The sequence below is a fragment of the Pseudomonas sp. 22082 genome, assembly GCF_052046055.1.
GTDB classification, from domain to species: domain Bacteria; phylum Pseudomonadota; class Gammaproteobacteria; order Pseudomonadales; family Pseudomonadaceae; genus Aquipseudomonas; species Aquipseudomonas pharyngis.
Map to the genome: position 1 here is coordinate 148,417 of NZ_JBQEQB010000009.1, position 24,020 is coordinate 172,436.

Annotated in this window: 17 protein-coding genes; all 17 read right to left on the bottom strand. The window is 61.3% G+C overall.

Annotated elements, in window-relative coordinates:
• Positions 1 to 37 precede the first annotated feature (37 nt).
• Positions 38 to 1,090: a pseudaminic acid synthase gene (gene pseI / locus ACTJK9_RS13195; RefSeq protein WP_440814232.1), complete on the bottom strand. Its 1,053-nt coding sequence runs from the start codon at positions 1,088 to 1,090 to the stop codon at positions 38 to 40.
• Positions 1,087 to 2,589, bottom strand: a complete 1,503-nt coding sequence (gene pseG / locus ACTJK9_RS13200) for a UDP-2,4-diacetamido-2,4,6-trideoxy-beta-L-altropyranose hydrolase (RefSeq protein WP_440814234.1) — start codon at positions 2,587 to 2,589, stop codon at positions 1,087 to 1,089. Before pseG ends, pseI begins: the two co-directional genes overlap by 4 nt.
• Positions 2,586 to 3,281, bottom strand: a complete 696-nt coding sequence (gene pseF, locus ACTJK9_RS13205) for a pseudaminic acid cytidylyltransferase (RefSeq protein WP_440814236.1) — start codon at positions 3,279 to 3,281, stop codon at positions 2,586 to 2,588. Before pseF ends, pseG begins: the two co-directional genes overlap by 4 nt.
• The gene (locus ACTJK9_RS13210; RefSeq protein ID WP_085648532.1) at positions 3,278 to 3,898 is read right to left on the bottom strand and encodes a pseudaminic acid biosynthesis-associated methylase; all 621 of its coding nucleotides are present in this window, start codon (positions 3,896 to 3,898) and stop codon (positions 3,278 to 3,280) included. Before ACTJK9_RS13210 ends, pseF begins: the two co-directional genes overlap by 4 nt.
• 31 nt (positions 3,899 to 3,929) lie before the next feature.
• The gene (gene pseC, locus ACTJK9_RS13215; protein ID WP_085611540.1) at positions 3,930 to 5,087 is read right to left on the bottom strand and encodes a UDP-4-amino-4,6-dideoxy-N-acetyl-beta-L-altrosamine transaminase; all 1,158 of its coding nucleotides are present in this window, start codon (positions 5,085 to 5,087) and stop codon (positions 3,930 to 3,932) included.
• Positions 5,084 to 6,085, bottom strand: a complete 1,002-nt coding sequence (gene pseB, locus ACTJK9_RS13220) for a UDP-N-acetylglucosamine 4,6-dehydratase (inverting) (RefSeq protein WP_007958320.1) — start codon at positions 6,083 to 6,085, stop codon at positions 5,084 to 5,086. The genes pseC and pseB overlap by 4 nt, the downstream gene beginning before the upstream one ends.
• A 30-nt stretch (positions 6,086 to 6,115) precedes the next feature.
• The gene (locus tag ACTJK9_RS13225) at positions 6,116 to 9,031 is read right to left on the bottom strand and encodes a TIGR00180 family glycosyltransferase (protein WP_440814240.1); all 2,916 of its coding nucleotides are present in this window, start codon (positions 9,029 to 9,031) and stop codon (positions 6,116 to 6,118) included.
• Positions 9,032 to 9,086: 55 nt separating this feature from the next.
• Positions 9,087 to 9,824, bottom strand: coding sequence for a cephalosporin hydroxylase family protein (locus tag ACTJK9_RS13230; protein ID WP_064378606.1), 738 nt, complete (start codon positions 9,822 to 9,824; stop codon positions 9,087 to 9,089).
• Positions 9,825 to 9,841: 17 nt separating this feature from the next.
• Positions 9,842 to 10,915 carry a class I SAM-dependent methyltransferase gene (locus tag ACTJK9_RS13235; protein WP_085699495.1) on the bottom strand — a complete coding sequence of 358 codons (1,074 nt, stop codon included), beginning with the start codon at positions 10,913 to 10,915 and terminating at the stop codon, positions 9,842 to 9,844.
• Positions 10,912 to 11,763: an NAD-dependent epimerase/dehydratase family protein gene (locus tag ACTJK9_RS13240; RefSeq protein WP_440814244.1), complete on the bottom strand. Its 852-nt coding sequence runs from the start codon at positions 11,761 to 11,763 to the stop codon at positions 10,912 to 10,914. The genes ACTJK9_RS13235 and ACTJK9_RS13240 overlap by 4 nt, the downstream gene beginning before the upstream one ends.
• The gene (locus ACTJK9_RS13245) at positions 11,760 to 12,986 is read right to left on the bottom strand and encodes a methyltransferase domain-containing protein (RefSeq protein ID WP_440814247.1); all 1,227 of its coding nucleotides are present in this window, start codon (positions 12,984 to 12,986) and stop codon (positions 11,760 to 11,762) included. Before ACTJK9_RS13245 ends, ACTJK9_RS13240 begins: the two co-directional genes overlap by 4 nt.
• Positions 12,983 to 13,543 carry a dTDP-4-dehydrorhamnose 3,5-epimerase gene (gene rfbC / locus ACTJK9_RS13250; protein ID WP_085611546.1) on the bottom strand — a complete coding sequence of 187 codons (561 nt, stop codon included), beginning with the start codon at positions 13,541 to 13,543 and terminating at the stop codon, positions 12,983 to 12,985. The genes ACTJK9_RS13245 and rfbC overlap by 4 nt, the downstream gene beginning before the upstream one ends.
• Complete coding sequence (gene rfbG / locus ACTJK9_RS13255; RefSeq protein WP_440814249.1) at positions 13,540 to 14,622, bottom strand: CDP-glucose 4,6-dehydratase; 1,083 nt, start codon at positions 14,620 to 14,622, stop codon at positions 13,540 to 13,542. The genes rfbC and rfbG overlap by 4 nt, the downstream gene beginning before the upstream one ends.
• Positions 14,604 to 15,377, bottom strand: a complete 774-nt coding sequence (gene rfbF / locus ACTJK9_RS13260; RefSeq protein WP_085611547.1) for a glucose-1-phosphate cytidylyltransferase — start codon at positions 15,375 to 15,377, stop codon at positions 14,604 to 14,606. The genes rfbG and rfbF overlap by 19 nt, the downstream gene beginning before the upstream one ends.
• A 247-nt stretch (positions 15,378 to 15,624) precedes the next feature.
• On the bottom strand, positions 15,625 to 17,631 hold the full coding sequence (locus ACTJK9_RS13265; RefSeq protein ID WP_085611548.1) for a calcium-binding protein: 2,007 nt from the start codon (positions 17,629 to 17,631) through the stop codon (positions 15,625 to 15,627).
• A gap of 98 nt (positions 17,632 to 17,729) precedes the next feature.
• The gene (locus ACTJK9_RS13270; protein ID WP_085611549.1) at positions 17,730 to 20,138 is read right to left on the bottom strand and encodes a calcium-binding protein; all 2,409 of its coding nucleotides are present in this window, start codon (positions 20,136 to 20,138) and stop codon (positions 17,730 to 17,732) included.
• 223 nt (positions 20,139 to 20,361) lie between these two features.
• Positions 20,362 to 23,955, bottom strand: coding sequence for a glycosyltransferase (locus ACTJK9_RS13275; protein ID WP_440814253.1), 3,594 nt, complete (start codon positions 23,953 to 23,955; stop codon positions 20,362 to 20,364).
• Positions 23,956 to 24,020: the final 65 nt, after the last annotated feature.

Below are 24,020 nucleotides of genomic sequence, written 5' to 3' on the forward strand. Positions count from 1 at the left end.
AGGTCACGCTATTTTGCCGAATCGATGACAGATCGGGTCATTCGACCAATGACCAGTTCAGCGGCGTACCGCGTTTGATCGGCTGGCGCGCACGGCGCCCGAGGACGGCATCGGTGTGCTTGGGCGGCAGACCGAGACCGGGACGAATGGCACGTACATTGGCCGCCGTGAAGGGCTCACCGGCCGCCATATCGGCCGTGACGTACAGCGACCGACGGTAAACCAGCGACTTTTGCTCAGCCTCGGTCACGCCGTAATGCACCTGGCCCATGGCCTGCCAGGCGCGCTCGGTCTCGACCACCAGACTGGCCAGTTCCGCCGGTTCCAGCGAGAAACTGGCGTCCACCCCACCGGCAGAACGGTCGAGGGTGAAGTGTTTTTCCACCACCGTCGCGCCCAGCGCCACCGCCGCCACCGACACGCCGACGCCCATCGAGTGGTCTGACAGACCGACCTCACAACCGAACAGCTCACGCAGATGCGGGATCGTACGCACATTGCTGTTGATCGGGGTCGCCGGGTAGGTGCTGGTGCACTTGAGCAGCACCAGATCCTTGCATCCCGCCTCACGGGCGGCGCGCACGGTTTCGTCGAGTTCGGCGATGCTGGCCATGCCGGTGGAAATGATCAGCGGTTTGCCAGTCGCTGCGACACGGCGGATCAACGGCAGATCGGTGTTTTCGAAACTGGCGATCTTGTAGGCCGGCACATCGAGGCTTTCAAGGAAGTCCACGGCACTGTCGTCGAACGGTGTCGAAAACGCGAGCATGCCCAACTCCTTGGCCCGGGCGAAGATCGGCGCATGCCACTCCCAGGGCGTGTGGGCCTTTTCATACAGGTCATAAAGCGAGGTGCCCGCCCACAGACTGTTCGGATCCTTGATGAAAAATTCGCCTTCGGCCAGATCCAGGGTCATGGTTTCGGCGGTGTAGGTTTGCAGCTTCAAGGCGTGTGCACCGGCCTTGGCCGCCGCTTCGACAATCTGCAAGGCGACGTCCAGCGACTGGTTATGGTTGCCGCTCATTTCAGCGATGATGAACGGCGGCGCATCGGCACCGATCTGGCGGTTGCCGATCTTGAAACTGCTCATTGACGGGATTCCTTCAAAACCTTGGTGAACGCGCAGGCACTCTGAGTGAACCCGGCGTCACGGAAAACATTCATCGAGGGCTGATTGGCCGGCAACACCTGGGCGGTGATGGCGGTCATTTGCGGCCAGTGCGCAGCCACGAAGACTTCACCCTGCGCCAGCAGCGCCCTGCCCCAGCCGAGGCCGAAACGCCCCTCAAGCAAATACAGCGAAACCTCTGCCTCGAAGCCGCGCAGATCGTAGCGCAGGACACCAACCGGGCCGTCATCTGCCTCGGCCACCAGCAGCAACCGCTGAGGATTGCGCAGACTCGCGCCCAGCCAGTTCACATGTTGCGTCCAATCAATCGCCCCGCTGTCCAGCGACCAGCGGCGCACCGCCTCGGCATTGCGTCCGTCGAACAGCAACTGCGCGTCATCCGACGTCGCCGGACGCAATTTGAGCACCGCGCCGGCCAGTGCCGCCGCCACCCGCAGCGCGCCGCGTCCATCGACCAGTTGCCGTGAACGCTCGGCCAGGCTCTGGCGCAGATAACAGTTGCCCACGACAAAGCCGATGGCATCGCGCAGTTGTTCGACACTGACCTGCTCCCGAGCGCCCATGAACACATGTGCCCCGGCCGCCGCCATCGCTTCGCCGTTGGCCTGTTGGTTGTTCGACACCGCAATGCAGATCGTCGGCAGGCCCAGGGCCGCGCGTTCCCAACTGGTGCCACCGCCGGCGCCGATAAACAGGTCGGCCTCGGTCATGCGCCGATGAAAATCACTGACGAAACTGTGCAGCCGCCAGTGCGGCCGCGTTTCGGCCAGTGCCTGCATCTCTGCCCAGGCCGGGTTGTCGGCACCGGCGACGAAATCCACTTCAAGCGCCGAAAAATCCGCCAGCGCCAGCATCGCGTGATGAGTCTGGCGCGCCGCATCGAAGCCGCCGAAATTCACCAGCACCCGGCGCGCCACCGGTTTGATCTCGATGGCCGGGGCACTGAACTCTTCGCGCAGCATGGCGAAGCGCGGGCCGAGCAGTGTTCGGCAACCGGCCGGCAGCAGCGGCTGATAATTTTCGCTGAGCCCGGAGAGGTTCTGATTGAGCAACAGATCCACGCTGTAGCGACGGGTCGCCAGATCATCGACGGCGGCGATCCGTGGTGCGAAGCGACGAGCTGCGGTCTGCCAGTGATGGTCGAGGCCGTAATGGTCGGCGATGACCCAGTCAAATCCGGGCTGCCCTTCCAGTTGCGCCGCCAGTGCATCGATATCCGCCTGCCACGGCAGCATCGACTCGATGGCCTGATCGGGATCTTCATCCACATAGCGATCCGGCAACGCGAAGGTCTCGAAGCCTTCGCTCTGCAACGCATCGAGCCGATGCCCCGGCAAACGACGGCAGGCAAACGCGACATGACTGCCTTGCGTGCGCAGTACTCGCGCCAGTGTCATGCACCGGGCGATGTGGCCGCTGCCGATGGTCGGCGAGGCGTCGGCGCGGATCAGCACTCTCATTGCAGCTCTCCACCAGCCTTGAGCGCGGAGTAAAGGTATTCGGCACGCTTCCAGTCTTCGACGGTATCGATGTCCTGCACCAGATACCGGGGCAGGATCACCGGCAGACTGGCCGGCGAATACAGCACCTCTCCACCCAGCCACGCCTCGCGGCGGCCCCAATAGAACTGGCCGGCATCCTGAAAGGCAGCCGGCAGATCCTGCGAACGGGTATTACGAAACTCGGGGTACAACGCCGTCAGTGCGCCCTGCCCGTCCAGGGTCAGGGCGCGCTGCACCGGAAAGCCGAAATCGGTGACTGAAAAAGCAAAGGACTTGTCCGGATGCTGCGCCAGCAACTCCAGGCCCTGACGCAGAAACCGCGCCTGTAACAGCGGCGCCGTAGCGTACACACAGCAGGCGTATTCGAAGGCCGGCAGTTGCTGCAAGGCATGCACGATCACTGCCGCAGTGCCGGTGAAATCATCGGCCAGTTCCGCCGGACGCATGAACGGCACGTGAGCACCGTTGGCTCGCGCCACGTCTGCGATCTCTGCGTCGTCGGTGCTGACCACCACCTGCTCGAACAAGCCTGAATCGAGGGCCGTACGAATCGAACGGACAATCATCGGCACACCGTCGAACGGCTTGAGATTCTTGCGCGGGATGCGTTTGCTGCCCCCGCGGGCCGGGATGATTGCGACGTTGTTCAAGGACGTTTTTCCAGCAGGAACCAGGTGATGTCGTCCACCGGAAATTGCGGATCGCGGTGATAACCGAAGCCGTAATCCAGCAGTTGCAGATCGGGATAGCGATCGAGCATTTCCCCGGCGAAATCACGCTTGAACAGCTTGCCGCTATTGCCGCGATAGGACACTTCCACTGGCGACGGATTGTAGTACTCGGCGATCAGGATGTAGCGCGAACTCAACGCATACAACTGCGCATACGCCGTCGCCAGTAGTTCCGGCGCCAGATGGATCAGCACGCCTTTGCTCAGGGTCAGGTCGTATTGGCGTTCACGGGGAAAGTCGAACAGCGAACCGTGCCAGATGTTCGCAATCTCCAGCGCACGCGCCTGGGCACAGGCACTGGCATTGATTTCGACCCCGAACAGCTCGCAGCGGGGCAACAGCTGACGCAGCGCCTGCAAGTTGTTGCCGGCGTTGGTGCCCAGCTCCAGCAGGCTGTCGATCCGCCCGGCCCGAGTCAGCGCCTTGGCGAACAACGCCAGATTGGCCGCCACCAGTGGCTGGCCGACGTTGCGCTCAACGTACTGATTGCCGAATTCGCCCTGCCAGAATTGTTCCTGCTCGCTCAGATCACGCATTACCGTTTTCCATCCACCGCCACGGCGGCAATCATTCAGTCAACCGACGCAATTGTTCGACCACGTAGTCCTGCTGCTGATCGCTCAGCAACGGGAACAGCGGCAGGCTGATCGCTTCGGCGTAATAACGCTCGGCTTCGGGAAAGTCGCCCTCGGCAAAACCCAGATCACGATAGTACGGCTGCAGATGCAGCGGAATGTAGTGCAGGTTCACGCCGATGCCGGCGGCGCGCAAGCCTTCGAACACCTGACGGTGACTGAGGCTGATGCGCTCGGTCTGCAAACGCACCACGTAAAGATGCCAGGCCGATTCGGCCTCCGGCTGGAGGCTCGGCACGGTGACCGGCAAGTACGCCAGCAGACGGTCGTAACGCGCGGCCAGCTCCCGGCGACGGGCGATGAACTCGTCCAGTTTGCTCAGCTGTGACAGGCCCAGCGCGGCTTGCAGATCGGTGATCCGGTAATTGAATCCCAACTCGACCTGCTGGTAGTACCACGGGCCGTGGCTGGGTTCGGTCATCTGCTGCGGATCGCGGGTCATGCCGTGGCTGCGCAGGCGTTGCAGGCGCTCGGCCAGTTCCGGGCGATTGGTCAGCACCATGCCGCCTTCGCCGCTGGTGATGATCTTCACCGGGTGGAAGCTGAACACGGTCATCGCGGCAAATTCACCGCAACCCACCGGGCGCCCAGCGTAACGGGCGCCGACCGCGTGGGAAGCGTCTTCGATCACGGTGAAGTTGTAGCGCTCGGCCAGTTCGGCAATTCGCCGCATGTCGCAGCTCTGCCCGGAGAACGCGACCGCCACCAGTACTTTGGGCAAGGTGCCGTCGCGCTCGGCAGCATCAAGTTTGCTCGCCAGAACTTCAGCATCGAGGTTCCAGGTCAGCGGGTCGATGTCGACGAAGTCAACGTCGGCACCGCAATAACGGCCGCAGTTGGCCGACGCGAGAAAGGTGTTCGGCGTGGTCCACAAGCGGTCGCCCGCGCCGAGCCCCGCCGCGAGACAGGCAATGTGCAGCGCCGCCGTGGCGTTGCACACCGCCACGGCGAAATCGGCCTGGCAACGCTCGGCCATCGCCTGCTCGAAGCGTTCGATGGTCGGCCCCTGGGTCAACCAGTCGGACTGCAACACCTCGACGACCGCGTCGATGTCCGCCTGGTCGAGGCTTTGCCGACCGTACGGAATCATACCGACAGCTTCGCGTGCAGCTCGGCGATCTGCCCCACCGAAAGGAAGTGCGGGTTGGTGTCGGAGCGGTACTCGAAGTCTTCGCCGACCGGCACCCCACGCTCACCGAGTTTGTCCTCGGCGAAATCCACGTCGACGCTGGTGAAACGGATCGACGGCTGGATGGTGTAGTGATCGGCGAACTCCAGGGTCATCCGCGCATCGTCCAGCGGCACCATCAATTCGTGCAGCTTCTCGCCCGGACGAATGCCGACGTTCTTGTGCGGCAGGTGTTCGGCCATTCCCCGCGCGAGATCGACCACGCGGATCGACGGGATCTTCGGCACGAACACTTCACCGCCGTGCATCCGCGCAAAGCTGTCGAGCACGAACTGCACGCCGTGATCGAGGGTGATCCAGAAACGGGTCATGCGCTCGTCGGTGATCGGCAGTTCAGTCGCACCGTCGGCGATCAGTTTGCTGAAAAACGGCACCACTGACCCGCGCGAACCGGCGACGTTGCCGTAGCGCACCACGGCAAAACGCGTTTGTTGCTCACCGGCGATATTGTTGGCCGCGACGAACAACTTGTCCGACAGCAACTTGGTGGCGCCGTACAGGTTGATCGGGCTCGCGGCCTTGTCGGTGGACAGCGCGACGACTTTCTTCACGCCGTTGTCGATGGCAGCCGCGATGATGTTTTCCGCGCCGTTGACGTTGGTGCGGATGCATTCGGTCGGGTTGTATTCCGCCGCCGGCACCTGTTTCAACGCCGCGGCATGCACCACGTAATCGATGCCGCGCATGGCCTGACGCAGGCGATCGGCGTCGCGCACGTCACCGAGGAAGTAACGCATGCACGGCGCGTTGAACGTCTGCTGCATTTCGTATTGCTTGAGCTCATCCCGGGAGAACACCACCACGCGCTTGGGCTGGTATTGCTCGAGCAGGCGCGCGATGAACTTGCGCCCGAACGAGCCGGTGCCACCGGAGATGAAAATCGATTTACCGTTGAACATGTCTTGAGTTCCGTTCCTTGTACGCCAGGCCTAGGCGATCAATTGCGCCCAGTTCAGCGAAGCGCTGTCGTTCAGCACAAAGCCTTTGCCAGTCAGGCTCAGGTTGGCGTTGTACGCCTGATCCTGGGCGAACGCCGCCGCCCATTTTTCCTGCAATGCAGCCAGTGCCTGATCAGCCTGGGCGATATCGCCCTGATGGATGACTTGCACCGATGGCGTCCAGACAGTCAGGTAGCCGGCCTGACCGGCCTTCAGGCACAGGTCGACATCGCTGAAGCCGGCAGCGAACGTGCTGTCGTCCAGACCGCCCAACGCCTCGAACAATTCTTTGCGCACCATCAGGCAAACGCTGGAAACCGCCGAGTAGTTCTGGTCCACGGACAACCGGTACAGATAGCCTTCGGCGTCGTGTTTCTCGCCGACGAATGCCGAGCCGACACCACCGTTCATGCCCAGGATCAGACCGGCCTGGCTGACCTTGCCGTCGCGGTCGACCAGTTTGGGACCGACCACACCGATTTCCGGACGCATTGCATGGTTGAGCAGCGAGTCGAGCCAGTTCGGATTGACCACTTCCGCGTCCGCCGCCAACAGCACCAGAAACTCGCCTTGAGCCTGCTGGCTGGCCGCGTTGCACAGCGCGGCCGTGCTGAGCGATTGATCGGCGCGCAGCACGCTGACTTTCGGATGCTGATAAGTCCCGAGCCAGTCATTGACCTCGGCCGATTGCGAAGCCGTGGTTGCAATCAGGATTTCGTACTTGTGATAGCGGGTGCGCAACAGCACGCCTTCCAGGCAGCGTTGCAGAGCAGACAGATCGTCCCCGGCCGGGATAACGATCGAAACCAGAGGGCGATCACTATGGTGATAATCGATCTGGTAGACCCCCGGCACCGCCGACGTGACCTTGGCCTTGTAACCGCGATTGCCCAGATGACGCAGCAATGCCAGACGCTCATGCGGATTCTCTTCAAGCTCCGGCGCCTGAGTGATCAGCAGCGGCTCATCGAGGTGCGCCAGGCTGTTCAGGCCACCCTGTTCAATGATGCGCAACAGCAGATCGAACTCCAGCGCCTTGCTGAAATCGGCGCGGTACCCGTCAACTTCCAGCAACACTTCACGCCGGATCAGCCAGTGCCGTGCCATCAGGCCCGGCAGGCTCAACAACAGGTCGAGATTGAAGCCCGGACGGAACACATCCATCAGCGCACCGTTTTCCCGGCGCTGAATCTCGTCCGTGGAAACGGCGCTGATACCGCCAGCGTTCATCAGCTCCAGGCTGGCGCGCAACAGGCCGCCGGCAGTGAACTCATCCCCCGCCTCAGCCAGAAGCAACCAGTCGCAAGGCGACTGACGAGCACTCTGGTTGAGCTTGTCGACCAGATTGTCGGGAGTCACGCGGACAAAGTGCAGCGTGTTCTGCGCAGTGGTCGCCGCCGGTGCTTCACCGGTGGTGAACACGACAATGCGAAACGCCTTGCATTGACCTTCGAGCAGGCTGTCGAGGCTGACCTGCAACTTGTCGATGTCGTCATCCATATCCAGCAGGAAAATGCCGAATTGCGGACCACCACCGTTCACGGCCAGATGTTCGGCAATCGACCCGATCTGCACCGCATCGGCTTGACGCGACTCCAGCCACTTGAGCAGACGCCCGGATTGCATCTGGTCGAACACCTGATGGTGATCGGCGACGGTCAGCGTTTCCAGACGTGCGATCCAGTCACGCATCTTCAGCGCTTCCTCACTTTCGCCAGACAGCTCCAGTTGCTCGGCCAGGCGCTTGGCTACGGTGCGGTTGAACGCATTGAGATCATGGGCCTGCCACAGACGGTCGAGCACGCTGGCCGGGGTATCGTTGTTGCGCGCCTGGATCAGGTGCGCCTGACGCGTCCACACACCCTCGAGTTTTTCCAGTTGAATGCGCCCGGCCGGCATCGCGTGCAGCATGAATTCGAACTGCTCCAGACGATCGAAGAATGCCTGGTTGTAGAACGGCATTTCGACGTACTGCAGGGGGCCGAAGCGGCGGTCCGGCCGCTTGAGCTCCTGGTTCCAGGTCGACTGGATAATCAACTCCGCCGTCAGGGCGCGGCCGCTTTGCAGACTGTCGACCATCGCCTCGAAACTTTGCAGGGCAAACGCCTTGCCCTGCTCTGCGTTCAAGTCTTTGATACCGGTTGGCAGACCCGCGAGGAACTCGGCGAAGGCTTCGCGTTCGGCCACGGATTTCGCATCGATATAGGTCAGCGAGTGGTAGACCTCTGTGCTGTGCTCAGAGTTGCCATAGTTGATCTCACGAACCACATACGGGATCGGCAGGATTCGCGCCTTGGCACTGGCCAGCAGGAAATATACATGGCCGATTTCCTGCCACTGGAAACTGGTGCCCGGCGGCAATGCCGAATGCCAGGTTTTCATCAGGTCGGTACGGGTGACCGCGTAGAACGGCGGGATGTACTGACTCATGTAGTCGACGACGCGGTCCTGCGCCCGTTCGGACGCATAGTCTTCCTGCACTTTCTTGTCGCGGCGGTAGTAGCTCACGCCACCGCCCAGCGTCAGGTACATCATGCAGTAACCGTGGCACATGCCGTAATCCGGATTCGCCTGCAGGAAGCCCACCGACTCGGCCAGCGAATCGTGCAGGATGAAGTCGTCGTCGGCCGCCAGCACCATGTACGGCGTGGTCAGTTGCTCCACGCCATAGGCCAGCTTGGCCTGCATGCCCCAGTAGGCGAACTGCGGCACGTGGTGGTAATCAACTGCGGAGAAGTCGCCTTCCGGCCGCTCGGCCGTGGAGTCCAGCACCATGATTCTGCAGGGCAGGCTGCTGTAATACTTCACCGCCCGACGCAGGAACGCCGGACGATTGTGCGTAATCAGCACCACGGTCAACAGCTCGCTGAGCGGTAGCGTCAATTCAGAACCGAACTTGCCTTGCATAACTTCTCTCCACAACCGGCGACTCGCCGAGACAACGCTTTGGTGATGTTGCGAATTAACGAACGCGACGCAGATAGCCGTCCGGCGCCACGGTGATCAACAGCTTGTTCTGCAACTGCACATCGATCTCGAAATCCTTGTTCTCTTCCAGGTATTTCCACACGGCGGTCTTCGGGTTATCGCCCGGACCCCATGGACGATCCGGGAAGAAATCGGCCGGCATGTCTTCAACCACGGTGTCCATCACCACGCAGTAGCTGTCGACCGAAACCAGTGGCGCGTAGAGGCGCAGCTCTTCGAGCACGTGGTCGTGGGTGTGGTTGGAATCGAGCACCAGAATGACTTTCTTGCCTTCGGCGGCAGCGCGAACCTGGGCGGCGATGGCCGGGTCGATGCTCGAACCTTCGATCATCTTGATGCGCTTGCTCATCGGGTGGCTTTCGATGGCTTCGCGGTTGTGCGCACGGATGTCCAGATCGATGCCCAGCACTTCGCCGTGACCTTGCAGTTCCAGCAGGGAGGCGTAGTAGATGATCGAACCGCCGTGGGCGATGCCGCACTCGATGACCAGATCCGGTTTCACCTGCCAGATGATTTCCTGCATGGCCATCATGTCTTGCGGCAGCTGGATGATCGGACGGCCCATCCACGAGAAGTGGTAGCTGTACTTGTGCTTGGCCGATTCGTTGAAGAAATCGCGGGCCAGGCCGGTGAGTTTCTGGTCGTCACCCTGTTGGGCGATCTGCTCGCGGCATTCGGCTTCAAAAGCTTTGTTGATGCTGTTGTCGGTCATTTTCAAAATCTCAAGGGTCACTGGAACGAAGCGCTGTCGACGGCGTGATAGACGTAACGTCCACCGGTCATCCGCTTGATCTCTTCGAGGTAATTGGAATTCATCACAAACAGGTTGGCGCCCTCGGGCAAGGCGTCCATCGCCTCTTGCGGCGAGGACACCCGGGCGCCGCTCAGGGGCAGGTAACGCCCCTGTTTGGCCGGGTTGATATCGACCACGCGATCCACCGCCACGCCGGCGCGTTGCAGGAACAGCGAATAGATCACGCCTTTGGACGAGGCGCCCCAGATCGCCGAACCCTGCTCGGGTGCGCCCTGGATGATCTGCACCGCGCGCTCGAGGCTGGCGGTGAAATCGTCCGGCAACGCCAGGCGTGGCACCGGTTGTTCCGGGGTCAGGCGCAACGTGGCAAGGTCAGCGACGATGTACAGGTATTGGCCACCGAACAGGTGACCGGCCTCGTGCACGGTGCCGAACATCCGGCGCAGGTCATCGAGACGGAAGTAATTGACGTGCTCGTAGAACAGATCGAACCAGGCGCGGTGTTCGAGGATCCAGTCGAAGCACGGCACTTCGATGTAGATCTGCCCGCCACCCTGATTGGCTTCGGCGATCACTGCCAGAAAGCTCAGCGGATCCTGAATGTGTTCCAGCACATGACGCAGCACGATGGCGTCCGCCTCCAGGCCCAGGCCTCGGGTGAACGGGGCCTTGATCACGTCGGCGTTCTCGCCTTCGTAGGCCGGGTCGATGCCGGTGATGCGATAACCCAGGCCCTTGAGCAGCTCCAGGAAATAGCCTTTGCCGCAGCCGACTTCGATCAGTTCCTGACCCTTGAAGTGCCGGGCAATGATGCCTTCGACATCGCTCAAGTGCTTCTGGAACTGACCGGAATGCGCCTGCTCGTTCTGGTAGTCGGCGTCGTAGCTGAGCTTGTCGGCGTCGAACGCCGCATTGAAGATCAGACCGCTGCGCTCATCCTGCACCAGCAACATGTCGGCGCTGGCCGACGCCTTTGCCGATTCGGGATCGGCAAAGGTGCGGTTCTGCAGCACCGGCAGGTCGGTGACCCGATACAACTCGTGCCTCATTGCGGCTCTCCCAATAACTGTTGCAAGCGCTCGGTCACCGCCCAGAACGCCAGCGGTTCGTGGGTCGGATACGGGTAATGGCCGAGGTTCAGGCCGATGGTCGCGCCGCGTTCACGCACGTGCTGTTCGACCAGTGCCCGCACCGAAACCGGCTGGCCGCTGGCGCAGTTGATCGTGCCGTCGAAGTCGCGTTTGTGCAGGATCGCGGCGAGGTACGCGGTAGCCGTTTCAATCGCCAGGAAGTCCCGCAACTGTTCACCCGCCGACATGTTGAACGTCGTATCGCCGGCGTCGATTGCCCGGTCCAGCGCCGCCAACAGACTGTTGGGGTTCTGCCCTTCACCGTGCAGGTAGAACAGCCGTGCCCATTGCAGGGTGAACGAATGCTCCTGCTGCAGATTCTGCAAAAACCGGTGCAGCGTGTGCTTGGCCAGACCGTAAGGATTGGCCGGCTGCGCGTCGTTCTTTTCGCTCAACGGGCCGCTCTGCATGCCGTACTCGAAGCAAGTGCCGGTCACCAGCACCTGCTTCACGCCCGCCTCTACCGCGCCTTTGATGAAGCGATAGTCGGCCATCAGGTTGTGCTCGAAATGGAACAGCGCCCGATAGTTCGGCAACCCCGGCCAGGCCAGGTGCGCGAGTGCATCGACGCCCTTGGTCAGCGCCGCGACATTCAGATCCGCCGCGTGAATATCCGCGCTCACGAACTCGACGTCTTTGATCCACGGCATGTCCGCAGCTTTCTGCACATCGCGCGCAACCGCCCGCACCGTGCAGCCACGGGCCAGCAACGCCGCGACCAGATGACGACCGACGAAGCCGGTGGCCCCGGTAACCAGCACCTTCACAGCACGCTCAACTCAGGCACGGCGATCACGAAGCGACCGTCCCACTGACGCACCTGAACCAGTTGCTGACTGACTTCATGCAGCAGGTTCCATGGCAGCACCAGCACGTAATCCGGTTTCTCGATATCGATCTGCGCCGGCGCGACAATCGGGATACGGCTGCCCGGCAGAAACTTGCCCTGCTTGTGCGGGTTGGCATCGGCGACCCAGGCCAGCAGATCCGGTTTGACCCCGGCGTAGTTGAGCAAGGTGTTGCCCTTGGCAGCGGCGCCGTAGCCGACCACACGTTTGCCGTCGGCCTTGGCCTGCAACAGGAAACGCAGCAGGTCATGCTTGATGCGCTCAGCAGCCGGCGCCAGCGTCGCGTAGTACCCGGTGGTTTTCACCCCGGCGTCGAGCTCGGCCTGCAACTGCTGCTGCACGGCAGGCTGCACGGCGCGGCGTTCGCCGTCCTTGCGTTGGACGAACACCCGCAGCGATCCGCCATGGGTGGTCAGCTGGCTGACGTCGAACACTTCCAGACCATTGCGCTCGCACAGCGTCTGCACGGCGGTCAACGACAGGTACGAATAGTGTTCGTGATACAGCGTGTCGAACTGCGCGCCGGCCATCAGCGTCAGCAGTTGCGGGAATTCGAAGGTGGCGACGCCGGTCGGCTTCAGCAGCGTTGCGAAACCGCCGAGGAAATCGTTGATATCCGGCACGTGAGCAAGCACGTTGTTGGCGGCCATCAGGTCGGCGGCCCAGCCTTCGCTTTTCAGCTGGGCGGCGGTGTCGCGACCGAAGAACAGTTCACGAATCTCCAGACCTTTTTCCCGTGCTGCCTGCGCGGTGCTGCGGGTCGGCTCGACGCCCAGGCACTGGATGCCTCGACCGGCCACGTATTGCAGCAGGTAGCCGTCGTTGGCGGCGACCTCCACCATGCGGCTGTCGGCGGTCAGGCCGAAGCGCTCGACCATCTCGGCCACGTAGCGCTCGGCGTGAGCCAGCCAGGTACTGGAGAACGAACTGAAGTAGGCGTACTCGGCGTCGAACAGGCTGTCGGCAGAGGTGTAATCCTCGGTCTGCACCAGCCAGCATTGCTCGCACACGGCGACCTTCAGCGGTACCCATTGTTCGGCCTGCTCCAGCCGATCGGCATGCACGTAGGCGTTGGACGGTGGCGAGGTGCCGAGATCGATCAGCGGCAGGCTCAGCGGTGCAGCGCACCCACGGCAGTTCATAGACGCACTCCAGCAAAGTGTTGATCGAGCGCGGGATGGCTGGAATCACGCGCTGACAAATTATTGACAGGCAACGGCCAGGCAATCGCCAGCCGTGGATCGTTCACCGACAGACCGCCCTCGTGCTCCGGCGCGTAATCAGCGCTGTGCAGGTAAAGCAGCTCGGCGTCTTCGGTGAGGGTCTGGAAACCGTGGGCGAAGCCGGCCGGAATCAGCAGGCTGCGTCCGTCGCCGGCCTTCAGGTGCTCGGCGTGCCAGTGCAGGAAAGTTTCCGAGTCCGGGCGCAGGTCTACCGCCACGTCCCACACTTCACCGCGCAGGCAGGTGATCAACTTGGCTTCCGGCGCATTGGCATTCTGGTAATGCAGACCGCGCACGCTGCCCTTCTCGCGGGTGCAGGAATGGTTGATCTGGCGGATGTGGAATTCGCTGCCGAACGCTTTCAGGCTGCCTTCGCAGAACAGCCGGGCGAAGTGCCCGCGCTGATCTTCGAAGCGTCTGTGCTGGACGCTGAACAACCCGGCCAGCGGCAACGGTTTCAAGGAAAACTCGCTCACAGCGCGCCCCGGTACAGGTTCAGTTGGCCGAGGGTCACGGTGCGCATGTCGTCGCCGTTCTGCCACGCCAAGTGCCAGTCGAGGGTCTGGGTCAGGCATTGCTGCAACGTCCAGCGCGGTTGCCAGCCGAGCACCTGACGGGCGCGGCTGCTGTCCAGGCGCAGCCGACCGGCTTCGTGCAGGTCGCTCTTTTCGAGGCGCAGGCCACGGGCCTGAGGCCAGCGGTTGGAGAGCAGTTCGACCACTTCGCCGACGCTGCACATGTCCGCTTCACCCGGGCCGAAGTTCCACGCTCCGGCGTATTCCGGGCCTTGTTCGTAGAGCCCGGCGGCCAATTGCAGGTAGCCGGCCAGCGGCTCCAGCGCGTGCTGCCACGGGCGCACGGCTTGCGGGTAACGCAGGGTCACCGGCTCGTCTGCCGACCAGGCTTTCAGGACATCGGGAATCAGGCGTTCTGGGGCGAAATCACCGCCGCCCAACACGTTGCCGGCGCGCGCGGTGGCCAGGGCCAGACCGTGCTCGGCGTACTTGTCGGCCGGGAAGAACGATGCCGCGTAAGACTGCGCCAGCAACTCGCAGCAGGCCTTGCTGCTGCTGTAAGGATCGTGGCCACCGAGGGCTTCGTCCTCGCGGTAGGGCCACAGCCATTCCTTGTTGGCGTAGACCTTGTCGGTGGTCACCAGCACGCAGGCCCGCACGCAACCAACCTGACGAATCGCTTCGAGCAGGTTGAGGGTGCCCATGACGTTGCTGGAATAAGTGCCGAGCGGATCGCGATAACCTTCGCGCACCAGCGGCTGGGCCGCCAGGTGCAGGACGATCTCCGGCTCGGTGTCGGCGATGATCTCGAGCAAGGCGCCGAGGTCACGCAGGTCGCCGCGCTGGTCGTTGATGCCTTCGCTCACACGCGCCAGTTCGAACAGGCTTGGCTCGGTCGACGGGTCGAGGGAAAAACCGCTGACTTGCGCACCGAGGCTTTGCAGCCACAGGGTCAGCCAGCTGCCCTTGAAACCGGTGTGACCGGTGACCAGAACCCGCTTGCCGCGCCAGAATTCCGGACTCAGTCCCATTGCTTCCATGGGGCCTCCCCGCTCTGCCACAGCGCTTCGAGGTGGTTCTTGTCGCGCAGGGTGTCCATCGGATGCCAGAAGCCTTCATGCTCGAAGGCTTTCAGTTGTTCGTCCTGGGCCAGGCGAGCCAGCGGCTCCGCTTCCCAGGTGGTTTCGTCGCCAGCGATGTACGACAGCACTTTGGGCGACAGCACGAAGAAGCCGCCATTGATCCAGCCACCGTCGCCGCGCGGTTTTTCGGTGAAGCCAAGGACCTGATCGCCATGCCGCTCAAGGGCGCCGTAGCGGCCCGGCGGCTGCACGGCGGTGACGGTCGCCAGACGGCCATGAGCCTTGTGGTAGTCGACCAGTTGAGCAATGTTGATGTCGGAGACGCCGTCGCCGTAGGTGAAGCAGAACGCCTCTTCATCCTTGAGGTAACGGCCGGCACGCAGCAGACGGCCGCCGGTCATGGTTTCCTCGCCGGTGTCGATCAGGGTGACGCTCCACGGCTCGCTGTAGTTCTGGTGAACGTCCATGCGGTTGTTGCGCATGTCGAACGTGACGTCGGAGGTGTGCAGGAAGTAGTTGGCGAAGAAGTCCTTGATCGCGTAGCCCTTGTAGCCGAGGCAGATCACGAAGTCGTGGATTCCGTGGGCGGAATACTGCTTCATGATGTGCCAGAGAATTGGCTTGCCGCCGATCTCGATCATTGGCTTGGGCTTGAGGTGCGACTCTTCACTGATGCGCGTGCCGAGGCCACCCGCCAAAATAACTGCCTTCATCGTCTCCCCTCTTCTACGTCACAGGGCTTGGCCTCGCTGTTGCAGGCCTTTGCGGCTGAACCTTTGCCAGTCCGGGCGCAGGTGAATGACCGCGAGCGCTCGTTTTATGGCGATTTGAGGGGGACTTGCAGGAAACGCGCCAGCTCCACAGGCCCGGCGTCGGCGGGAAAATCCGGGCATGAAAAAAGGGATGAATCCGTTGCCGGATTCATCCCTTTCACCGCATTACGTCAATGACGCGAATGGATCAGCCAAACATCGCAAATCCGTCGACAGTCGCCGGCAGATCGTAGACCTGGCCGTCAGCGGTCTGCAGGTGTTCGATGTTGTTGAAACCGGCGTACCAGCCCTGCAGCTTCACGCCGCTGTCAGGAACGCCAGTGCTGCCGTCATTGGCGCTATGCAGATAGGCGTCGTCACCGATGCGGGTGACGTTCAACTGGCTGATATTGGCGAGGGTGTTCAGGATCAGGGTGTCATTGATATCCCAGCCCTCGTCCTGAATCGATACCAGCCCGGTGGTGTTCACGATGTAGGTATCGTCACCCATACCGCCCAGTGCGATGCCGCCAGTGCCCGATTGCCCCGGGAGATTGAGGTTCAGCACGTCGCTGCCGCTGCCACCGGACAACAGATAATGGTTGCCGGTACCGGTGAGCACATCAAAACCGTCATCACCAAAGGCACTGCCGTTGTGAACCGTGATGGTGTCACTGCCCTGGTCACCGTGGGCCACTGTACCCAGGTCATTCACAGCGCTGACGATAACATCATCGCCCGAGCCGCCAGACAGCATGTCGGCCTGCGCGACATCTCCGTCGAGACCGGATTTCAGTCCGCCGTAGAGGTGATCGTTGCCATCGTTGCCGTTGATCACATCGTCGCCGCTTCCACCTTCCAGGATCGCGTCCTCGCGGCCGGCATCCATCACGTCATTGAAACGACTGCCGCGCAGACCTTCGACGTCGTAATACATGTCCCCTTCAGCTGTACCGTTCTGGCCAATCCTCCACAGATTGACCACCACACCCGTATCGCTGTCGTCATAGCTGACGATGTCCGTTCCCGCGCCACCGATGAAGACATCCCGCCCGGCGCCACCGTAGAACAGGTCATTGCCGCTGCCGCCGAAGATGTGGTTGTCGGAATCGTTGCCATAACCGGTGAAATCGGCCGTGCCGGTGTAGGTCATTTTCTCGATGAACGGGTCCATCTTCATGACCGACAGGCTGGTGTACAGCTCGTCATAACCCATGCCTGAGTCTGACTCGATGATGGTCACCCCCTCGCTGTTGATCGTGTAGACGTCGCTGCCCCAGCCACCTTCGAAGGTCACGCCACCGGAGTTGGCGGTGAAGTGATCGTCCAGGTTCGTCCCCACAACCTTTTCTACATTGATCAAGGTGTCGCCCTCGGCGTAACCGCCGGAACCGAAGCCCTTGCCATCACGAAACTCGATGCTGACCGCATCGTTGGAAGGGCTGTAATCGACGGCGTCAAAGCCATCGGCACCGTCCATGGCCATCGCGCTTGCGCCGGCGAAGATCACGTCGTTGAAGTTCGAACCCTGCACGGCCTCGATGCTCGAGTAGGTATCGCCCCATGCAATGCCGGTGGCGCCCCAAATGCTGGAGAGCTCGATACTGACGCCTTCAAGGCTGTCGGTGTAGCTGACGGTGTCGAATCCCTCACCGCCAAAGAACTGGTCACCACCGTCACCACCCCAGAGAACGTCATTGCCGGCACCTGCGATAATCACGTTCGCCCCGGCATTGCCGTAGCCCTTGAAGTCGCCGGTGCCGGTGAAGGTCATCTTCTCGAGGAACGGGTCCATCTTCTGAGTATTGACGCTGGTGCGCAGCTCGTCATAACCGCCGTACTCGTCTTCGATAATCGACACGCCTTCGCTGCCGACGATGTACACATCATCGCCGTTATCGCCTGCCAGCGTGACGCCGGCGATCGAACTGGCGAGGGTGTCATTGTGGGCGCTGCCGATGACTTTTTCGATGCCGACCAGGGTATCGACGGAGCCATCCGCCTTGGTGACAGTGGCCAGTCCCTCGCGGAAATCGACGCTGACGCTTTGCGACATCGGCTGATAACTCACCGAATCAAACCCTTCCCCGCCATCCAGCAGATCGGACCCCGTGGTCCCCCAGATCTGATCATCCGACTCCAGTCCGTAGAGTTCGTCATTGCCTTCACTGCCGCCCATGACATCGGCTTCACTCGTTCCATAAAACACTGACATTTGCTACTTCCTTGCGTGGTTGAAAACCGGGTTCGCCCTCTCGGCCGCAGAGCACACACCTGCAACCGCATTGCGATTACAGCTGCCTGGTTCTGCTGTCAGCCGAACATCGCGAACGCATCACCGGACGTCGCCAGATCGTAGGTCTGGCCGTCGGCAGTCTGAATGTGTTCGATGGTGTTGAAGCCCGCATACCAGTCCGCCAGCTTCACGCCGTTGTCAGGGACACCGGTGCTGCCGTCGTTGGCGCTGTGGAGATAGACGTCGTCGCCGACGCGGGTAACGTTCAATTGGCTGGCGTTGGCGATGGTGTTCAGAATCAGGGTGTCATTCAGACTGATGCCACCATCCTTGATCGTCACCAGGCCAGAGGTGTTCACCACATAGGCGTCATCCCCTTCACCACCATCAGCAACGCCACCGGACTCTTGCTGGCCGAAAAGGTTGAGAATCAACCGGTCGTCCCCCTCACCACCGAACAGCGAATAGGTGCTGCCCTTGCCAGTCAATACGTCGTCGCCGACGCCGCCATCGGCGACGCCGTTGACCACGGTCAGGGTGTCGTTGCCAGCCTCACCGAAAGCCTGGGTGCCAAGGTCGTTTTCAGCGCTGACAATCACGTCATTTCCCAAACCGCCATATAACTGATCGGCCTGCGCATCGTCGGCCCCGCCTTCAAGGCTGAACGGTCCGATGTCCGACACCAGTCCGCCGTAGAGCGTGTCGTTGCCGTCACCGCCATTGATCAGATCGCTGCCGCGTCCGCCCTCCAGGTAGTTGTCGACCTCATTGCCGATCAGCGTGTCGTTGAAATGGCTGCCCATCACGCCTTCGATATTGGTCAACTGGTCATCCTGCGCATCGCCACCGATGTTAATGCCGGTTTGCAGGTTGACTTCGACCGCTGTCGCGCTGGTGAGATACCAGAGACTGTCGTGACCATCGCGGCCATCGACCACGTCCCCACCACCCCCACCGATGAAGGTGTCATTGCCGGCGGAACCGATGAAATAATCGAAATACTGACTGCCCTCGATCAACTCGATCCCGTTAAAAACAGGTACGGGATTCCATGGCTGGTAGGCAGCACCACTGAGGTCGAAAACTATCGGCATGTAGGCGTATTTGTAGCTGAGCAAATCCTGACCCGCTCCGCCATCCAGGCCGAGTTCCCAAACCCTGCCACTGGCGTAGAAAGTGTCGCCGAAGTCACTGCCACGGATGATTTCGATGTTCATGTACATATCGCCTTCGGCAATCCCGGAGAACTCTCGGGTCGCCCAGTTCAGCGTCATGGCAACTTTGCTGTCACCGTAGCTGAGCACATCGATACCGTCGCCACCGTCAAAGCTGTCGCCGTTACCACCGCCATACAGCACGTCATTGCCACTGCCGCCGACGATGAAGTTCCAGGTGTCGTTGCCGTAGCCGGTGAAATCACCGGTCCCGGTGTAGGTCAGATTTTCAACGAACGACTCCAGATGCATCGTCGACAGGCTGGTGTAAACGTGATCGGTGCCACCCAAGTAACCCTCGATTTCTTCGATGATTACGCCGGCACTATTGATGGTGTAGACATCATCCCCCCCGCCACCCGCCAAAGTCACACCACCGATGCTGGCTGTGAAGTGATCGGCCAAACCGGAGCCAATGATTTTTTCGATATTCAACAACCTGGAGTTACCGCCGATCTCGATATCCACCGGATAGGAGTATTGATAGCTGACCGTGTCGTAACCCTCGCCACCATCGAGGATAAACGCCTGGTCCTCAGGCTGATTGAAATAGAACACGTCGTCAAAGGCCGAGCCCTGAATGGCTTCGATACCGGTGAAGGTGTCCCCATAAGCGAAGGTCAGCCAGTCGAAGTTGGTGTAGTCATTGAATCTCACGCCCTCCGGGCTATCGCTGTAGCTGACGGTGTCGAAACCATCGCCGCCCACGAAGTGGTCGGCCCCGTCGCCGCCCCACAGCCAGTCGTTGCCGGCGCCACCGACGATCTCGTTGTCGGTGTCACTGCCGTAGGCCTTGAAATCCCCGGTTCCGGTGAAGGTCAACTGCTCGATAGAGGCATTAATCTTGATGGTATTGAGGCTGGTACGCACTTCGTCGTGGCCGCCGTAGCCCTCGTGGTCATCTTCGAGGATGGTCACGCCTTCGCTGCCGACGATGTACACATCGTCGCCCCAGCCTCCGTCCAGCGTCACACCGGAGAGGTTGGCGGTGAAGGTGTCGTTTAGATTGGTACCGATGACTTTTTCGATATTGAGCAAGGTATCGCTCTTGCCGTCGACACCCGTGACAGTCGACGCACCCGCGCCGATCTCGACATTTACCGCCGAAGGAAGCCCGCTGTAGTCCGCCGTATCAAAGCCTTCCCCACCATCGAGCAGATCCGATCCGTCGGTCGCCATCAACTGATCATCCGACTCCAGTCCGTAGAGTTCGTCATTGCCATCGGTGCCCAACAGGATGTCCGCGTCACTTGTTCCATTGATTACTGACATTTGCTTCTTCCTTGCATTGTTGTTGAAACCGGAAACCTGCCTCCCGGGCACAGGCCGATCACGCCAGCAGCAACCGTCCGAGGTCAGCGAATAGAGAAGTATCGACAGGAAAATTCCGATTCTTGAGGCTCTGCGGTGAAAAAAGTATCGACACCGATACAAACAGAATCTTGAAGACGCAAAAAAGGCGACTCGAAAGTCGCCTTTTTTTCAGCAGTGCCGGTCAGTCCGCCAGCCAGCCGTTTTCCCAGTACCGCAGGTTGTCGCCGCGCAGCACGTAGTCGCGCAGTACGACTTCACGCAGCTGATCACCCATGCGGTAACTGGCATCCGGATCAGCCAGGTGCATGCGGATCGCTTGCAGCCACTCCTCGGTGGAGTTGGTCTTGACCCGGGTGCACGGCAGGTAACCCTGATAGGCCTCGGTATCGGTGCAGACCACCGGGTAGCCGCACGCGCCGTACTCCAGCAGGCGCAGGTTGCTCTTGCAGTCGTTGAAGATGTGGAACTCCAGCGGTGCCAGGGCCAGGTCGAGGTTGAGGCTGGCCAGTTTCGCCGGATACACATCCAGCGGGATCACGCCGTGGAATTCATGCATGTACGGACGCAAGTCATCCGGGCACATGCCGAAGAACACCCAGTCGACCTCGTTTGCCAGTTCACGAACCACATCGGCAATCACCGCCAGATCACCGTGGTGGCTGGTGCCGCCGCCCCAGCCGACCCGCGGCTTTTTCGAGGTGCGACGCTGGCTGCGCAAGTCGGTCCACAAGTGCCGCGACAACATGTTCGGTACGACCCGGATGTCGTGATGCATGTCCGACAGAACGTTGGCCAGCGGTTGGGTAGACACCACCACCCGATCGCACAGACCGATCGCCCGCCGCACCAGCCGCTCCATTTCCTGCTTGTTCGGCATGTTGCGAATGTGCGCGTTGCGATGAGGGACATCGATGACATAGTCATCGAGCTCGTAGATCCGCCGGGCGTTGAAAAAGTTTTTCAGCGGTGGAATTTCATCGATGGCACTTTCCGAATAGCGCCCCTGCAATACGATCACATCGGGGGCCTGCCGCTCGATGTCGATGATCGAAGGCAAACCGTAGCAGATCCGCCCCTCGGCACGGTTGGCCGCCTCCAGTTCGATCATCGGTTGGCTGATGCGATAGTGACCAATGGCGGAAGCGTTGATGGGCACCGCCAGCACATTCGGCAACTGTTTGCGCGAAAACGGACTCCAGCCGGTACGCAGGCCCGGCTCCAGACTGAAGCTGGTCGCACCGACACCCTGCACCGCCAGATTGACGTTGAACGCAGGATCGCGCGCAATCAGTGGCAACCAGCGCTTGTAGAACGTTTCGTGCTCCTGAATCTGCAGTTGCTCTTCTTCTGCCGTGGCCTCGGCCGTCGGCCGCGCGCCCAGGGCCAGCATGGCATAAGGAGTCCAGACCACCAGGTAACCTTCCCGGCCGACGCGCAGACACAGATCCGCCACATTGAGGGCCTGCGCCAGATCCTGTTCGTCGAGCCCGTTGACAGCTTCGTAGACAGACTTGCGAATCATCAGGCAATCACCGCCGACCGCACTCAGGTCATGCACCGCCTGCAAGCGGAACATGTACCCGTCCGCCTGCAACGACTGACCATAGAAAGGCAATCCCACGGCGCCTTGCATGCCCAGAATCAGGCCGGCATGCAGCACACAACCGTCCGGATTGTACAACTTGGCGCCGACGACCCCGACTTCCGGACGCTGCGCATGATTGAGCAGTTCGTCCAGCCAGTCGGACTGGGTGATCACCGCAAAGGTATTGAGCATCAGCACGTATTCGCCGCGGGCCTGCCCTACCGCAAAGTTGTGCGTGGCGGCTGCATTGCCCTGTTGCGCGAAGCTCAGCACGCGAACCCGGTCGCTGCCCAGTTGCGCCATGCCGTCCAGCCAGGCCAGCGCTTCGGCACTGGTGCTGCCGTTATCGACCAGGAGCAGCTCGTACTCGGTGTAGGCGGTTTTTTCCAGCAGCGTCTCGACGCAACGCTGCAAGGCGGCGGTCTGGTCCCGGGTCACAATGATGACCGACACCAGCGGACGCCGGGCGTGATGATAGTCGACACGATTGAGCAGCTCGCAGCTGCCACGGCGAATGTCGTGGGCCAGACCCAGACGCTGCAGATGCGCTTCAAGCACGCGCGGATTCTGTTCGAGGACGCCCGGGGCCGCCAGCCACTTCGACAGGTCGAAAGGCGACTCCAGCATGACCTCGGCAATGTGGCCGACAACCTGTGTGCTATCGCTCTCGACCAGACGCCACAACACATCGTGCGGCGCGAGCTGAGCGAAGTCAGGTGCAAAACCACCGAGCGCCAGAAAACGCTCACGCTCGAAAGCCAGTGCCCGGCCCACATAAGGGTAGCTGCGCATCAGGTCGAGGTTGAAATCCGGCTTGAACGCAGGTTCTGCCGACTCCCCGTCACGCAAGCTGCCCTCGTCGCTGTACAGACATTTCAGTGACGGGCAATGCACGATGCGCTCGGCCATGACCAGCAACGCCGGCGCCACCAGCCGATCACCCGCCTGCAACAGGTAGAACCAGTCGGCTCCCGCCAGTTGCGGCAGCAGCGTATTGATCTGCTCCATGCCGTCGTCTTGCAAAGGCATGCGGAACACCCGCCCGTCCAGCTCGGTTTCGGTACACGAGGCGGACAGGACAAGGATCAGCTCCGGCGGATAATCCTGAGCGGCAAGCGATGCCAGTGTGCGTTCGACACTGTCACGACTGCCCTGCCCGTCGATGACAATCGGCACGATCCGTGGTTGATGCGACCAGCCGGCCAGGGTTTCCGGCAGCAACGTGCGCTGACCTTCAGTCAGCACTCGGCAATTGAGCCACTGAGCGTAGAGCTCGGCAAAACTCCAGCTGTCGATGCCGACACTCCACTCCTGACGGCTCTGTTTGGAGCCCAGGGTGCGACTCAGCGGCAGCTCTTCCCAGACCCGCGGAGACTCATCGGCCTTGCTCAGCGGAACATAGCGAACCCATCCCGGCGCCGGCGCGGCTTCGCCGCTGCGCGATTTGAGCATCTGCAGCATCCACTCACGCTCGACCTCGAGCGCGTCTTTCATCGGCTGTTGCGCACTCAGACGTTCCGGGTAGAGCCGCTCGGCGCTGAGCACGTTGTTGGAGACGGCCAGATTGCCGCGCCGCAGCAGGCAGACGTACAGGGCAAAATCCAGCGACGCGACGAAGCAGTGACCTTCCTGAGTCAGCGCCGGCAACAGCTCTTCAACGTCGGCACGCCGGAACAGTGCGTTGGTGAATCCACCGAGGACGTTGACCGGGAATTTCTCGAAGATGCCCAGCAGATCGTCGCCCTTGAACAGACCGCTGTGCGGCGACAACGATGTGTTTTCCAGGCGCGCGGGCAGGATGATGTCCTGCGCATCCCAGAACAGTCGCTGGGCCAGTACCAGCCTGACCTCTTCACGCATCATCTCCTGGGCCTGCTGCCGGATGCAGTCGGCATACAAGTGATCGTCGTCGCACAGGAACTTGATGAACTCGCCCTGCGCCTGACTCAGGCACGCCTTGAGGTTGCCGATCATTCCCAGGGTGCGCGGATTGCGCACGTAGCGCACCTCGACGCCGGACTGCTCGATGACCGACGCGACGATGCGTTCGATCTCGGAACCCCGACTGTCATCGCAGACGATGATTTCCAGAGGGCTGTAAGTCTGGCTGACAGCACTGTTCAATGTCCGCTCGAAGAAGCGCGGATTGAAGGCAGGAATGACGAGGCTGACAAGGGGAAGTGAATTCACGGCGGACTCGCAAGCGGCGGGAACCCGCCCGGAACAGCGAGCCCTTTGAAACCGCAAAAAAAGAC

Coding starts and splice junctions, on each gene's coding strand:
- pseB (WP_007958320.1), bottom strand. CDS start 6,085: ATGTTCAACGGTAAATCGATTTTCATCTCCGGTGGCACCGGCTCGTTC.
- ACTJK9_RS13225 (WP_440814240.1), bottom strand. CDS start 9,031: ATGCAAGGCAAGTTCGGTTCTGAATTGACGCTACCGCTCAGCGAGCTG.
- ACTJK9_RS13230 (WP_064378606.1), bottom strand. CDS start 9,824: ATGACCGACAACAGCATCAACAAAGCTTTTGAAGCCGAATGCCGCGAG.
- ACTJK9_RS13235 (WP_085699495.1), bottom strand. CDS start 10,915: ATGAGGCACGAGTTGTATCGGGTCACCGACCTGCCGGTGCTGCAGAAC.
- ACTJK9_RS13245 (WP_440814247.1), bottom strand. CDS start 12,986: ATGAACTGCCGTGGGTGCGCTGCACCGCTGAGCCTGCCGCTGATCGAT.
- rfbF (WP_085611547.1), bottom strand. CDS start 15,377: ATGAAGGCAGTTATTTTGGCGGGTGGCCTCGGCACGCGCATCAGTGAA.
- pseI (WP_440814232.1), bottom strand. CDS start 1,090: ATGAGCAGTTTCAAGATCGGCAACCGCCAGATCGGTGCCGATGCGCCG.
- ACTJK9_RS13265 (WP_085611548.1), bottom strand. CDS start 17,631: ATGTCAGTGTTTTATGGAACGAGTGAAGCCGATGTCATGGGCGGCAGT.
- ACTJK9_RS13210 (WP_085648532.1), bottom strand. CDS start 3,898: ATGCGTGATCTGAGCGAGCAGGAACAATTCTGGCAGGGCGAATTCGGC.
- pseG (WP_440814234.1), bottom strand. CDS start 2,589: ATGAGAGTGCTGATCCGCGCCGACGCCTCGCCGACCATCGGCAGCGGC.
- rfbG (WP_440814249.1), bottom strand. CDS start 14,622: ATGGAAGCAATGGGACTGAGTCCGGAATTCTGGCGCGGCAAGCGGGTT.
- ACTJK9_RS13270 (WP_085611549.1), bottom strand. CDS start 20,138: ATGTCAGTAATCAATGGAACAAGTGACGCGGACATCCTGTTGGGCACC.
- pseC (WP_085611540.1), bottom strand. CDS start 5,087: ATGATTCCGTACGGTCGGCAAAGCCTCGACCAGGCGGACATCGACGCG.